12 protein-coding genes and 5 tRNA genes are annotated in these 13,540 nt (G+C 57.7%); 5 read left to right on the forward strand and 12 right to left on the reverse strand.

The window, feature by feature from the left end; translation table 11 throughout:
• Positions 1-90 precede the first annotated feature (90 nt).
• Both LOY52_RS19850 and LOY52_RS19855 read right to left on the reverse strand, forming a co-directional pair.
• Positions 91-783: a sensor histidine kinase KdpD gene (locus LOY52_RS19850; protein WP_258675706.1), complete on the reverse strand. Its 693-nt coding sequence runs from the start codon at positions 781-783 to the stop codon at positions 91-93.
• A complete protein-coding gene (locus LOY52_RS19855; protein WP_003227240.1) occupies positions 780-2,384 on the reverse strand; it encodes a tetratricopeptide repeat-containing response regulator in 1,605 nt (534 codons plus the stop codon). The genes LOY52_RS19850 and LOY52_RS19855 overlap by 4 nt, the downstream gene beginning before the upstream one ends.
• A gap of 236 nt (positions 2,385-2,620) precedes the next feature.
• Between LOY52_RS19855 and LOY52_RS19860 the strand changes: the two genes are divergently transcribed.
• A complete protein-coding gene (locus LOY52_RS19860; RefSeq protein ID WP_258675707.1) occupies positions 2,621-3,964 on the forward strand; it encodes a lysozyme inhibitor LprI family protein in 1,344 nt (447 codons plus the stop codon).
• An 84-nt stretch (positions 3,965-4,048) separates the two neighbouring features.
• Here LOY52_RS19860 and LOY52_RS19865 read toward each other — a convergent pair.
• Positions 4,049-4,125, reverse strand: a tRNA-Arg gene (locus LOY52_RS19865).
• 294 nt (positions 4,126-4,419) lie between these two features.
• Between LOY52_RS19865 and LOY52_RS19870 the strand changes: the two genes are divergently transcribed.
• Positions 4,420-4,650, forward strand: a complete 231-nt coding sequence (locus LOY52_RS19870) for a hypothetical protein (RefSeq protein ID WP_258675708.1) — start codon at positions 4,420-4,422, stop codon at positions 4,648-4,650.
• Positions 4,651-4,670: 20 nt separating this feature from the next.
• Complete coding sequence (locus LOY52_RS19875; protein ID WP_258675709.1) at positions 4,671-4,850, forward strand: PA3371 family protein; 180 nt, start codon at positions 4,671-4,673, stop codon at positions 4,848-4,850.
• On the opposite strand, the gene phnN is transcribed toward LOY52_RS19875, so the two are convergent.
• Complete coding sequence (phnN, locus tag LOY52_RS19880) at positions 4,825-5,394, reverse strand: phosphonate metabolism protein/1,5-bisphosphokinase (PRPP-forming) PhnN (RefSeq protein WP_258675710.1); 570 nt, start codon at positions 5,392-5,394, stop codon at positions 4,825-4,827. The two genes, LOY52_RS19875 and phnN, sit on opposite strands and share 26 nt — an antisense overlap.
• A gap of 388 nt (positions 5,395-5,782) precedes the next feature.
• On the opposite strand from phnN, the gene LOY52_RS19885 reads away from it, so the two are divergent.
• Complete coding sequence (locus tag LOY52_RS19885; RefSeq protein ID WP_003178899.1) at positions 5,783-6,109, forward strand: Arc family DNA-binding protein; 327 nt, start codon at positions 5,783-5,785, stop codon at positions 6,107-6,109.
• A gap of 127 nt (positions 6,110-6,236) precedes the next feature.
• Here the strand turns inward: LOY52_RS19885 and mgtE are convergent, their stop codons facing one another.
• A complete protein-coding gene (mgtE, locus tag LOY52_RS19890; RefSeq protein ID WP_007963078.1) occupies positions 6,237-7,679 on the reverse strand; it encodes a magnesium transporter in 1,443 nt (480 codons plus the stop codon).
• A gap of 321 nt (positions 7,680-8,000) precedes the next feature.
• Between mgtE and LOY52_RS19895 the strand changes: the two genes are divergently transcribed.
• Positions 8,001-8,519 (forward strand): cell envelope protein SmpA, encoded by a 519-nt coding sequence (locus tag LOY52_RS19895; RefSeq protein WP_258675711.1) that lies wholly within the window; start codon positions 8,001-8,003, stop codon positions 8,517-8,519.
• Between the two features lie 18 nt (positions 8,520-8,537).
• On the opposite strand, the gene LOY52_RS19900 is transcribed toward LOY52_RS19895, so the two are convergent.
• The 7 genes from LOY52_RS19900 to alaS all read right to left on the reverse strand — a co-directional run bounded on the left by LOY52_RS19900 (position 8,538) and on the right by alaS (position 13,498).
• Positions 8,538-8,614 (reverse strand) — tRNA-Arg (locus LOY52_RS19900).
• 72 nt (positions 8,615-8,686) lie between these two features.
• A tRNA-Arg gene (locus LOY52_RS19905) sits at positions 8,687-8,763 on the reverse strand.
• A 71-nt stretch (positions 8,764-8,834) separates the two neighbouring features.
• A tRNA-Arg gene (locus LOY52_RS19910) sits at positions 8,835-8,911 on the reverse strand.
• Positions 8,912-9,018: 107 nt separating this feature from the next.
• Positions 9,019-9,109: transfer RNA gene (locus LOY52_RS19915), tRNA-Ser, on the reverse strand.
• A gap of 62 nt (positions 9,110-9,171) precedes the next feature.
• Positions 9,172-9,360 (reverse strand): carbon storage regulator CsrA, encoded by a 189-nt coding sequence (gene csrA, locus LOY52_RS19920; protein WP_002554426.1) that lies wholly within the window; start codon positions 9,358-9,360, stop codon positions 9,172-9,174.
• Between the two features lie 187 nt (positions 9,361-9,547).
• Positions 9,548-10,789 carry an aspartate kinase gene (locus LOY52_RS19925; protein WP_025112914.1) on the reverse strand — a complete coding sequence of 414 codons (1,242 nt, stop codon included), beginning with the start codon at positions 10,787-10,789 and terminating at the stop codon, positions 9,548-9,550.
• Positions 10,790-10,879: 90 nt separating this feature from the next.
• Complete coding sequence (gene alaS, locus LOY52_RS19930) at positions 10,880-13,498, reverse strand: alanine--tRNA ligase (protein WP_258675712.1); 2,619 nt, start codon at positions 13,496-13,498, stop codon at positions 10,880-10,882.
• Positions 13,499-13,540: the final 42 nt, after the last annotated feature.

The raw sequence follows: 13,540 nt of genomic DNA on the forward strand, positions 1-13,540 counted from the left end.
TGTAGGAGCTGCCGAAGGCTGCGATCTTTTGACTTTGTTTTTAAGATCAAAAGATCGCAGCCTGCGGCAGCTCCTACAGGGGGCATGCCTTCAGGGCAGGTAGAGGCTGAACACCCCGCCACCCAATGGTCCGCCATTGCGAATTTCGGTGTGCCCGACCACGCCATTGCGCTGATGCAGCGCAGCAATGCGGCTGGCGAAATACAGACCCAACCCGGTGCTGCCGCTGCTGTGATTGATGCCCTGCACGTAGTCGGCCTGACGCTCGAGCATCTCGGCCGGGTAACCGTCGCCGTCATCGTTGATGCTCAACACCAGTTGTCCGGCCTCGTCACTGACGGTAATCAGCAGCGACTCGCGGGCATAACGAATGGCGTTGTTGATGCAGTTGCCCAATACCGACGCAACCAGTTCGCGATCAAAGAAACCCAGCGGGCTCAGCGGATCGACTTCGTAGGTGGCGATGATCCCGCGACTGGCGAACACCTCTTGATGCGCGGCCAGTTGCGCCTCGATGAAATCATCCAGCTCGTGATACGCCGGCTGCAGCGGCAACTGGTTGACGCCGAGCTTGTACAGCCCGAGCAACTGCACCAGCATGCCGTTGAGGTGGGCGAACTCGAAATCGATCACACCCTGCTCCGCCCCACCGCGCTGCCCTTCGGGCAAGCGCGCCAACCATTGGCTGTGGGCTTGCATCAGCATCGCCAGCGAGTTCTTCATGTCGTGAACGGTGGAGGCGATCACCGTGGAGAAATCCAGCGCCTGCTCGTCGTGATTCATTCGCCAAACGCCTTGCTTTTCAGCTTCTGATAACGCGCATAGCGCGCGTCGGTGTCGGGCATCAGGCCGACCATTTTCAGGCAGGCCCGACATTCTTCCAGCTCCGCCGACGGCACACTGGTGTCGGTGCCATGCAGCAGCGACTGGGCCATGTTCAGCGCGATACTGATGTTCTTCGGTTGCATCTTCAGCGCCTTGCGGAACACCTCGCGGGCCTCCACCAGGTTGCCGGTCTTGTACACGCGCACGCCCTGACGGTTGAGGTCGGCGGCGGCGTTGCTCGAACTGAGGATAGTCGGGTCGTCGGTGAGCTTGGCGATGTCTTTCATCACCGCCGGATCGTCGCCGTAGATCTCCGCACAGCTCTTGAGCATCGAAGTGCCTGCCTCGGCCTGACCGAGCATCTGCAATTGCTTGGCGACCAGCAGCGCCGCTTCAGGGCTCATGAACTGCTCCATGCCGTCGAGGCGCATCAGTGCTTGCTCGGTGAGCTTGTCGGCGGTCTCGGCATCGTTGAGTAGCAGACTGGTGGCCTTCATCAGGCGCGCACGAATCTGCAGGCCGGGGTCAGACGGGTTCTCTTTGGCGACGGCGCTGAGCGTGGTGTTGATCTCCAGCCGCGTGCGCGTGTCGAGGCCGCGCTCACTGCCCTTGCTGATCAAGGCATGGGCCAGGCCGAGGTTGCTTTCCGGATCCTTGAAACGCGACTGAGCGCCTTGCGCCACGGCCTGCCGATAAGCGCGGGACGCGGTGTCGAAGTCTTCGTTGGCCATTGCCAGTTTGCCGAGCAACGCCTGCCGGCGCACCGCCAGCGGCGACAAGCGAATCGCCTCCTCCAACACCCGCTGCGCGCCTTTGGTATCGCCCTCGGCGACCAGCACATCGGCCATGCCGTCGTACAGCGCCGGCATCATCGGGAACACTTTCAGCGCTTTTTCGTAGACACCCTTGGCCTGCGCCACTTGCCCACGCTTGAACAACAACTTGCCCAACCCGGCAAACGCCCACGGCAACGGCCGGTCAGCGATGATGCTGTCGTAGAGGCGCTCAAGGGCTTCGTTCTGGTTCATGTCGCGCAGCGCATCGGCGCGATAACGCAGGCACAGCGGCGAATAACGGATGTCCTGCTTGCACAGCGCAATACAGGCATTGAGCACCTCGACCGGTTTACCACGATCAAGCGCTTGCAGAATCGGTTTGAGCAACGTCTTGCGCTGCTCCAGACGCTCCAGGCGCTGGGCCAGGCCGGAACGGTTGAACGGCTTGGTCAGGTAAGCATCCGGCTCATGCTCCAGTGCACTGAGTACCATCGCCTGACTGGTCTCGGCCGTCACCATGACGAACACCGCTTCATGGCTGATGAGCTTTTCCGACATCAGGTCTTCGAGCACCTGCTGGCCGTTCTTCTTGCCGTCGCCGAGGTGGAAATCCTGCAGAATGAAATCGTAGGACTTCTGCGCACACATCTTCAGCGCCTGCTCGCCGGTATCGGCGGTATCCACATCCTTGACCCCCAGCTCACGCAGCATCGAGCGTACGGAACTGCGGAAATCCGAGAAATCATCGACGATCAGAAAACTCTTTTGGTGATACGACAGCATCGAGGATTTCCAGGCAATTGAAGTGAGGGCAATTTCAGGCGCGCAGATGATAGCTGCCGGCCAAATGCTATCAAGCGATTTCCACGCGACTTTTAAGTCACCGAGTGGGTTATCGGCCACAAGTGACGTTCTCTGAAGCGGACACTTCAAGATTCCTTGCGCAGCGATTAACCTGCGCACCGACTCACCTTTCCCCCTACAAGGTTTATCTCGTGTACATCAAAGGACGTTGCATCATGTCCGCCTGTGCGCTGCTGTTTTTCCAGCAGGCGATGGCGGGCGGAATGGATTGTGCGAAAGCGGCGAGTGCCGTGGAGAAGGCTGTCTGTGCGGATAAAGGGTTGTATGCGCTGGATGCGCAGATGGGTGCGTCTTATCGGGAGCTGATGAAGATCTCCGGTGATGAGCAATCTGAACTCAAGCGCACACAACGGTTGTGGCTCAAGACACGTAATCAGTGCGAAGCGGATATTGCTTGCCTTGAACAAAGTTATCGTGACCGGCTGAAGTTATTACAGGCGCAGCAGATGGATGCCATTGCGCACAGACCGACCGGCATCGACAAACAGGTTCTGGAAGATCTGCAACGCAGCATTCAAGCGGCCAGCGAGGGCGGCAATCGCGAGGTGGCGGCTGAACGAGTGCTGGCTTCACTGGCTTTCAACTCTGAAGAGACATCGTTTTCAGGCGACTCCGACAAAGAAAACCCCAGCGAGCAAACGCACTTTCCAGCTTCGATTCCCAAAGGCGTTACAGCGGATGAATGGAAGGCATTGACCGCCACCGAAATCGATGCGGCAGCAGAAACCGGTCAAACCTCCTACTCGTTGCTGGACATGGACGGCGACGGGCAACGAGACCTGATCGTCCAGACTTACGCCGGTGGCACCGGCATGTTTACCTACGTGGAAACCTGGCGCCGAGACGGTGACCATTTTGTCAAAAGGTCTCCTGAACCTGAAAGCGCGCTGTTCTATACCAATGATCGCGGAGCCAACCAATCGGCGTACTGGATCAAGGCTCGGGGTAATATTTACCTCGCCTACCGCAACGGTGCCTACGGCGCTGATCACATCTACTTGCTCAATCCATTGAAGATCAACCGTGAAGTCCCCACCGTAACGGTGCGATATGGCTACTACTTGAACGTGCCCACCACCCAACACAAGGATGACGGCACCAGCACCTTTGAGTTGGAGCCTGATCTGCGGCTTACGCTCAATCAGGCAATCACCAAGGCGAACGAAGCACGCCCCCATAAACCGGACACTCAGCGCACGCCTCTTTGCCCGATTCCTGCAACAGGCGCAGGCGAGAGCGATTACTACAGTTACGGCCCGGTGCATTACTCGGTGGAAGATGTTTTCGACCTGCCGGTGATTATCGGTAACGAATGCTACATCGGAAAACTGATTGACTGGTTTGGCAGCTACGACGAAAAACACGGCTTGTTTGCACAACTGGCACTGCGAAAACCGGACGTTGATGCAGATGGGCGCAGTTACGAGGTCAACGGGCGCCGGCATGTGATCGAAGTCAGCACCTCAATTGGCAAGGCCGACGGCGGAGCACTGAACTGAGCCACTTATTATGAGCATGAAAAAGCCCCGCCAGATCATCCTGTGCGGGGCTTTTTATTCGAACCGTTGCAAGGCTCTGAATGATGGTGTCCCAGGGCAGGTTCGAACTGCCAACCTTCCCCTTAGGAGGGGGATGCTCTATCCAATTGAGCTACTGAGACACTGAGTTGTCGCGGCCGGACACGGCGCGACGGACGGCGTGCATGTTAACGGCCAGCCCTTTATTTGTCATGTCGTCCGTGGGCTTTTTAAGTGTAGGCAGGCGCCTTGCAATGCTGCGGGAACATTTACCGTGCAATTTGCACTACCGCAAAAAGCCATCATTGCAGATTGCAACCCACGACTCATGAAAAACCCTTGCAAATGCTTGTTTTTAAAGGACTTCACAGCGGTTAGACTGTTGGCACGCCGGGTGCTTTGTCTGTTCTCATAACAGCACAAACGGAGTCCGCCCCATGAACAGCACTCTCTTGCTTGCAAACGCAATCGCACTGGCGGTTCTGGTCGGCTTTCATTTTGTTCCCGAGAGTGTTGAACCGGTGGCTCAGCGTATGCCGCATTACTTGCAGGTGCAGAAAGCACCGCAATGGGCGGTGTTGAGCGATCAGAGCGACTTCGCTGCGCAGGCCGTCAATGAGCCTGAGCAAGCACTGCCGACGCGCGACACCGAACGTCTGGTTTTTTGAAATATCTTCAGGAGTACAGCATGTCCAAATCAGCCGCAGGATTTCTGATCCTCGCCTTATTGAGTGGCGTTGTGCATTTTTCGCTGTTCGAGGAAACCTCAGTCACCCTGCCCCTGATTGGCTGCGGCGTGTTTGCAGTGTTGTTTGTGCTCGCCCTGGTGGCCGGGCGCAAAATCAAGTTTGATCCGGTGCTGCGTTAAGCCGGATCACGTCCAGCAGTTGCTTGACGGCGTCCCTCAGGTCGCCCGAGTTGTCGATCATGTGCACGGGCAAGTCAGTTGCCCTTCTATCCTTGAACAGCGCATTGCGCGCCAGTCTCGCGTCAATCTGCTCAGGCGTCTCCCGGCCACGTCTGAGCAGGCGTTCACGCAATACCTCATCCTTGACCGTCAGCAGCACCGGTAGCAGCGTCGGATAGCGCTCAAGCGCCTGACGCAGATTGGCGCGTGAGCCGTTCACCAGCACGGATCGTCCAGCGCGTAACCGTTCGTCCATTTCTGCCGGTATGCCATAGGCCAGCCCATTGGCCTGCCAGGAAAGCGAGAAATCTCCAGCTTGCTGGCGTCGCTCGAACTCTTCGGGCGTCACGCCGATGGCATCCTCACCCACCGATTCCGGGGATCGGGTAATCACCCTGCGAATGATTTCGCAGTTCAACGCACGCAAAGACTCACGCGCGGCCTCGATCAGGCTGTCCTTGCCTGAACCGGAGGGCCCCATCAGATAAATAAGCCTGCCATCCATCCTGAAAACGCCCTCCAACGGGTGTTTGCCCTAGTAAATCGGCAAATTGCCACTATCCTGTACACATAAGGAACAAGGATCGAAAGCCGCATAGCATGCACGTTCTGAGGTCTTCGGGCATCAACGGATGTGCATCAGGACGCGGCCAGTGATGCGGGTCGAGGCAAAGTTTTCCAACCAGTCCGCATTTCTGATAATTGGTGCTGGCATTACGCCTTTACCCAGCTCAATATTTGTCACAGAATTGACGCCAATGATCTGGCAATTTTGAGGCATGATGCGCGCCTCTTAACAATTCAGGTTGAACCATTTGGCGCGGATGCTTGTCCTACCACACATCCTGCGGCCAATCCCGAGAACCGCTCCCCTGAACTAACCGGTTAAATATATGCGCCCATTGAAACAGGCAATTTATTCCAGCCGTACGGCTGACAAGTTCGTCGTACGTCTGCCAGACGGGATGCGTGAACGCATTGCCGAGGTGGCTCGCAATCATCATCGCAGCATGAACTCCGAAATCATTGCGCGCCTTGAGCAGAGTCTTATTCAGGAAGGCGCACTGGGCGAAGAGCTGAGCATGCGCCTGGACAGCCCGGAGCTTTCGCTGCACGAGCGTGAGCTGCTGCAACGCTTCCGTCAGCTGTCGCACCGTCAACAGAACGCTCTGGTGTCGCTGATCGCTCACGACGCCGAGATGGCCGCAGACGCGTCCTGAGCTGTACCGAACATCTCAAGCCAGCTTAAGTGCTGGCTTTTTTTTGCCTGAAATCTGACCCTCACCACAATTAAATACACAGGCACAAAAAAGCCCGCCAATTGGCGGGCTTTTGCATTGCAGAGAATCAGAGCAGGAAGATCGTCGCCAGCCCCAGGAAGATGAAGAAGCCACCGCTGTCGGTCATGGCCGTGATCATCACACTGGCGCCCATCGCCGGGTCGCGACCCATTTTGGCCAGCGTCATCGGGATCAACACCCCCATCAGCGCCGCGAGCAGCAGGTTGAGGGTCATCGCCGCCGTCATCACCACGCCCAGCGACCAACTGCCGTAAAGCAGGTAGGCGACCACACCGATCACCCCGCCCCAGACCAGACCGTTGATCAACGCCACCGCCAACTCCTTGCGCATCAGACGCGAGGTGTTGCCGGTGCTGACCTGGTCGAGCGCCATGGCACGCACGATCATGGTGATCGTCTGGTTACCGGAGTTGCCGCCGATACCCGCCACGATCGGCATCAGCGCCGCCAGCGCCACCAGCTTCTCGATCGAGCCTTCGAACAGACCGATCACCCGCGATGCGACAAAGGCAGTGATCAGGTTGATTGCCAGCCACGCCCAACGGTTGCGCAGGGATTTCCAGACGGAGGCGAAGATGTCTTCCTCTTCGCGCAGACCCGCCATGTTGAGGACTTCGCTTTCGCTCTCTTCACGAATCAGGTCGACCATTTCGTCGATGGTCAGACGGCCGATCAGCTTGCCGTTCTTGTCGACCACCGGGGCCGAGATCAAGTCGTAACGCTCGAACGCCTGAGCCGCGTCATAGGCGTCTTCGTCCGGGTGAAAACTCACCGGATCGCTGGCCATGACTTCAGCAACCTGTTTCTCCGGGTCGTTGACCAGCAGACGCTTGATCGGCAGTACGCCCTTGAGCACGCCGTCGTAATCGACCACGAACAGTTTGTCGGTGTGGCCCGGCAGCTCTTTGAGCCGACGCAGGTAACGCAGAACCACTTCAAGGCTGACATCCTCACGGATGGTCACCATCTCGAAGTCCATCAGCGCACCGACCTGCTCCTCGTCATAGGACAGGGCCGAACGCACGCGCTCGCGTTGCTGCTGGTCGAGCGTCTCCATCAGCTCATGGACGACGTCTCGCGGCAGCTCGGAGGCCAGGTCAGCAAGTTCGTCCGCATCCATGTCCTTGGCCGCAGCCAGGAGCTCATGATCGTCCATGTCGGCGATCAGCGTTTCACGAACGGAATCGGATACTTCGAGAAGAATGTCGCCGTCGCGATCAGCCTTGACCAGTTGCCAGAGCGTCAGACGGTCGTCCAGCGGCAAGGCTTCAAGGATGTAGGCAACGTCGGCGGAGTGCAGATCATCGAGTTTGCGTTGCAGCTCGACGAGATTCTGCCGGTGAACCAGGTTCTCGACCCGGTCGTGATGCGCGCCTTCCTGGCGATGAGTCAGGTCTTCGACGACCTTCTGGCGCTGCAGCAGCTCAACGACCTGAGCCAGGCGATCCTGCAGGCTTTCCTGGGTTTTCTTTACTTCGATTTCGGACATAGGCGAACTCCACTCCCAGCAGCGGGGCACGCCGGAAGGATCAATCAGTCAATTCATGATTGGTGAAACGGGCTACTGAGTAACTACTGGGTAAGTCCATGGAGGTTTTCCATAAGCCCCGGCGGGGCTGACGGGCGCAATGATACACCGCCTGACGGTTTTAAACGTTAAAAAATCGCGGTCGAAACAAGTGCTTGCGCGACAAAGCTGAGCACTGTCCTGACCCGTGCAGATGCGACGACTCATCTTGAAAAGAAAACACACCGGCATTGAAAAATGTAGCGACTACCCTTGAGCGTAGACCGTCATGGAGGACGTCGAATGCTATCCAGAACATCCCGTTTTGTAGTCGCCAGCCTGCTCTGCCTGCCGCCCGCCGGGGCCGCCACCACCCTTCACCGTTGCGAAGCGTCCGACGGCGGTATCACCTTCACCACCATGAGTTGTGCGAACGACGAGCAGCGCTCGGTGCAGCAAGTTCACCCTTACTCGCCCGGGTCCGTCGTACCGATCATGCCGGAACACAACCACGAGGAAATATCCGGTATGACAATCAGGGGACGTGAACCGGGCATCGTTGGCCGCCTGGAGGATAAATGTGGAAACCTGATCGATGCCAGGCAGCGCCGTGCAGCGATCATCAATCAACGAGTGATTGCCGGCATGAGCCAGCAGGATGTCGAGAGCGCTCTCGGCAAACCGGACAAGGTGAACATTCGAACGTCGACGACGAGCTATCGCTATGACCTGAAACGAGGCCGCAGTGCTCAAGTCGATTTTGACGAGAAAGGATGCGTGAAAGGAAAAGCCAAATCGCAGACAACAAAAAGCCCGCGTTAAACGCGGGCTTCTTGAATATGGTGCACTCGACAGGATTCGAACCTGTGACCGCTCGGTTCGTAGCCGAGTACTCTATCCAGCTGAGCTACGAGTGCATTTTGTGTTTTTAGACCAGATCACAACTGGTTGAAGCCAAGCTGCCTGTATTGCTACAAACGACTCTTAAATGGTGCACTCGACAGGATTCGAACCTGTGACCGCTCGGTTCGTAGCCGAGTACTCTATCCAGCTGAGCTACGAGTGCATTTGTGTTTTTAAACCAGACCACAACTGGCTGAAGCCGAGTTCTTTATATTGCTATAAACAACTCTTAAATGGTGCACTCGACAGGATTCGAACCTGTGACCGCTCGGTTCGTAGCCGAGTACTCTATCCAGCTGAGCTACGAGTGCATTTGTTGCGCCGCATTATAGCCCGTCTAATCTCTATTCCAACCACTTTTTCTAATAAATTCAACAACTTACAGAAAAAGCCAGATTACAACGTACTAAGAAAATAATGGCGGAGAACGGGGGATTCGAACCCCCGACACCCTTTTGAGGTGTACTCCCTTAGCAGGGGAGCGCCTTCGGCCACTCGGCCAGCTCTCCGCAACACGGGGCGTATATTAACCACCTTCTTCCCCGTTTGCAAACATAAAAATCGATAAAAATTAATGGCTTGGTTCTTCGTCCTTCTCTTTCTTTATACGCAGGTAAATTTCCTCACGGTGCACGGCAACCTCTTTCGGGGCGTTGACACCGATGCGCACTTGATTTCCTTTGACGCCGAGCACGGTCACGGTGATTTCGCCATCACCGATAATCAGGCTTTCTGCGCACCGACGAGTCAGAATCAGCATACCTTTCTCCTCACGCATTTCATTTCAGGGACAACAGTCTGCAAAAAAAAGGCACCCGACCTACAACCGGAGCGATCGTAGCCCTACATGCCTGAGTATTGACCAGCGCGAGCAAAAGAACAGTTCAGGGCTCGCGCCATTCAAAAAATAAAGGGCGCGGTCAGACCGCGCCCTTCAGGTGACCGGATTACTCGCCCTGACGGGCCGGCGCATCCAGTTCGAAAGCCGTGTGCAGGGCGCGCACGGCCAGTTCCAGATACTTCTCTTCGATCACCACGGAAACCTTGATTTCCGACGTCGAGATCATCTGGATGTTGATGCTTTCCTTGGCCAGGGATTCGAACATGCGGCTGGCCACGCCTGCGTGGGAACGCATGCCGACGCCGACGATCGAGACCTTGGCAATCTTGGTGTCGCCCACCACTTCCCGGGCACCGATCTCGCGAGCGGTGTTTTCCAGCACGGTCTGTGCGGCCTGGTAGTCGTTGCGGTGCACGGTGAAGGTGAAGTCGGTGGTGTTATCGTGCGCGACGTTCTGCACGATCATGTCGACTTCGATGTTCGCGGCACTGATCGGGCCGAGAATCTTGAACGCCACGCCCGGGGTGTCTGGCACGCCACGGATGGTCAGCTTGGCTTCATCGCGGTTGAAAGCGATGCCGGAAATGATCGGCTGTTCCATGGTTTCCTCTTCATCAATAGTAATGAGGGTGCCCGGACCCTCCTTGAAGCTGTGCAGTACGCGCAGCGGAACGTTGTACTTGCCGGCGAATTCCACCGCACGGATCTGCAGCACCTTGGAACCGAGGCTGGCCATTTCCAGCATCTCTTCGAAGGTGATCTTGTCCAGACGCTGAGCGACCGGCACCACGCGCGGGTCAGTGGTGTAGACACCATCGACGTCGGTGTAGATCTGGCATTCATCAGCCTTCAATGCAGCCGCCAGTGCCACGCCCGTGGTGTCGGAACCGCCACGGCCGAGGGTGGTGATGTTGCCGTGCTCGTCGACGCCCTGGAAACCGGCGACAACCACCACGCGACCTGCTTTCAGATCACCACGAATCTTCTGGTCATCAATCTGCAAGATACGCGCTTTATTGTGCGCACTGTCCGTCAGGATCCGCACCTGATTACCGGTGTACGACACCGCCGGCACACCGCGCTTGATCAGCGCCATGGCCAACAGGGCAATCGTCACCTGCTCACCGGTGGAAACGATCACGTCCAGTTCACGCGGAACCGGTTGCACGTCACCACTGATTTGCTTGGCCAGATCGATCAGACGGTTGGTTTCGCCGCTCATTGCAGACAGCACAACCACCAGGTCATCGCCGGCATCGCGGAATTTCTTAACCTTGTCGGCGACCTGCTCGATTCTCTCGACAGTGCCGACCGAGGTGCCTCCAAATTTCTGTACGATCAAAGCCATTTCAAAGCCGCCTCTGCCCATGAAGGGCGCCCAATAAACACTCGAACAGCCGCCGGGCCCGCCACTAGACTGCGGGCCCGACGGACCGTCTTATAAACCCTGCTCGACGAATGGAACGGTCAGCGCCAGTGCGCCATCCAGTGCGCCGGCGTCGACACCGCCGCCCTGCGCCATGTCCGGACGACCACCGCCCTTCCCGCCCACTGCCGCAGCAGCCTGTTTCATCAAATCACCGGCTTTGAGTTGGCCAGTCAGGTCTTTGGTTACGCCTGCAACCAGTACGACCTTTTCCTCATGGACACTGCCGAGCAGGATCACTGCGCGGCCGAGTTTGTTTTTCAGCTGATCAACCAGCGCCAGCAGCGCCTTGCCGTCCTGACCATCCAGACGTGCGGCCAGAACCTTCACGCCTTTGACGTCGACTGCCGAGTTCGACAGATCGTCGCCCGCGGCGCTGGCGGCCTTGGCCTGCAACTGCTCGAGTTGCTTTTCCAGCGCGCGGTTACGCTCCAGCACGGCCGACAGCTTGTCGATCAGATTGTCGCGGCTGCCCTTGACCAGGTTGGCCGCTTCCTTGAGTTGTTCTTCTGCAGCGTTCAAGTAGGCCAGTGCCGCAGCACCGGTGACTGCCTCGATACGACGCACACCCGATGCCACACCGCCTTCGCTGATGATTTTCAGCAGGCCGATGTCGCCGGTACGGTTGGCGTGGATACCGCCACACAGCTCGACGGAAAAATCGCCGCCCATGCTCAGCACGCGCACGTTGTCGCCATACTTCTCGCCGAACAGCGCCATCGCGCCTTTCTGCTTGGCGGTTTCGATGTCGGTCTCTTCGGTTTCAACCGCGGAGTTCTTGCGGATCTCGGCGTTGACGATGTCTTCCAGCGCTTTGATCTGCTCTGGCTTGATCGCTTCAAAGTGGCTGAAGTCAAAGCGCAGACGCTGGCTATCCACCAACGAACCCTTCTGCTGAACGTGCTCGCCCAACACCTGACGCAATGCAGCGTGCAGCAAGTGAGTCGCGGAGTGGTTCAACGAAGTCGCGTGACGCACCTCGGCATCGACATGGGTTTCCACTGGCGCGCCGATGGTCAGGCTGCCGGAATCCAGCACGCCGTGATGCAGGAAGGCGCCGCCGGTCTTGGTGGTGTCACGGACGTCGAAACGCGCGTTACCCGCCTGAAGGAAACCGCAGTCGCCGATCTGGCCGCCGGATTCGGCGTAGAACGGCGTCTGGTTCAGCACGATCACCGCCTCTTCGCCTTCACTCAAGACGTCGACCGACTGGCCATCTTTATAGATAGCGATGATTTTTGCCGAACCGCTGGTGTCTTTGTAACCGGTGAACTCGGTGGCCACGTCAACCTTGACCAGGGTGTTGTAGTCCAGACCGAACGAGCTGGCCGAACGCGCACGAACCCGCTGGGCTTCCATTTCACGCTCGAAGCCGACTTCGTCGACCGTCAGGCCGCGCTCGCGAGCGATGTCGGCCGTCAGGTCCATCGGGAAACCGTAGGTGTCGTAGAGTTTGAACACCACGTCGCCCGGCACCACGGTGCCTTTGAGTTCCAGCAGATCCTGCTCGAGGATCTTCAGGCCGTGCTCCAGAGTCTTGGAGAACTGCTCTTCTTCGGCCTTGAGTACGCGCTCGATATTGCTCTGCTGCTTCTTCAGTTCCGGGAAGGCTTCGCCCATCTCGGCGACCAGCGCCGCGACGATCTTGTAGAAGAAGCTGCCGGTGGCGCCCAGCTTGTTGCCGTGACGGCAGGCACGACGAATGATCCGGCGCAGCACGTAGCCACGGCCTTCGTTGGACGGCAGCACGCCGTCGGCGATCAGGAAACCGCACGAACGGATGTGGTCGGACACCACTTTGAGCGACGACTGATCGCCATTTTCGCAGCCGATCGCTTCGGCCGAGGCTTTGAGCAGGTTCTTGAACAGGTCGATGTCGTAGTTGGAATTGACGTGCTGCATCACCGCACTGATCCGCTCCAGGCCCATGCCGGTGTCGACCGACGGCGCTGGCAACGGATGCAACACGCCATCGGCGGTGCGGTTGAACTGCATGAACACGTTGTTCCAGATCTCGATGTAACGGTCGCCGTCTTCTTCCGGCGAACCCGGTGGGCCGCCCCAGATATGGTCGCCGTGATCGTAGAAAATCTCGGTGCACGGGCCGCACGGGCCGGTATCGCCCATGGTCCAGAAGTTGTCGGAGGCGTAAGGCGCGCCTTTGTTGTCGCCGATACGGATCATGCGCTCGACCGGCACGCCGATTTCTTTGGTCCAGATGTCATACGCTTCGTCATCGGAGGCGTAGACGGTGACCCAGAGTTTTTCCTTCGGCAGTTTCAGGACGCCGGTCAGGAAGGTCCAGGCGAAGGTAATCGCGTCGTGCTTGAAATAGTCACCGAAGCTGAAGTTACCGAGCATTTCGAAGAAGGTGTGGTGACGAGCGGTATAACCGACGTTTTCCAGGTCGCTGTTCTTGCCACCGGCACGCACGCACTTCTGGCTGCTGGTTGCGCGGGTGTACGCGCGCTTTTCCTGGCCCAGGAAGCAGTCCTTGAACTGGTTCATCCCCGCGTTGGTGAACAGCAGGGTTGGGTCGTTGCCCGGAATCAAAGAGCTGGAGGCTACACGGGTGTGGCCTTGCTCTTCGAAGAAGCGAAGGAAGGCTTCACGGATTTCTGCGCTTTTCATTAGGTTCTTCCACGGAGGCTGCGGCCAAAGGCCTGTACGAAA

Source organism: Pseudomonas sp. B21-051 (assembly GCF_024748795.1).
Classification (GTDB): Bacteria; Pseudomonadota; Gammaproteobacteria; order Pseudomonadales; family Pseudomonadaceae; genus Aquipseudomonas; species Aquipseudomonas putida_A.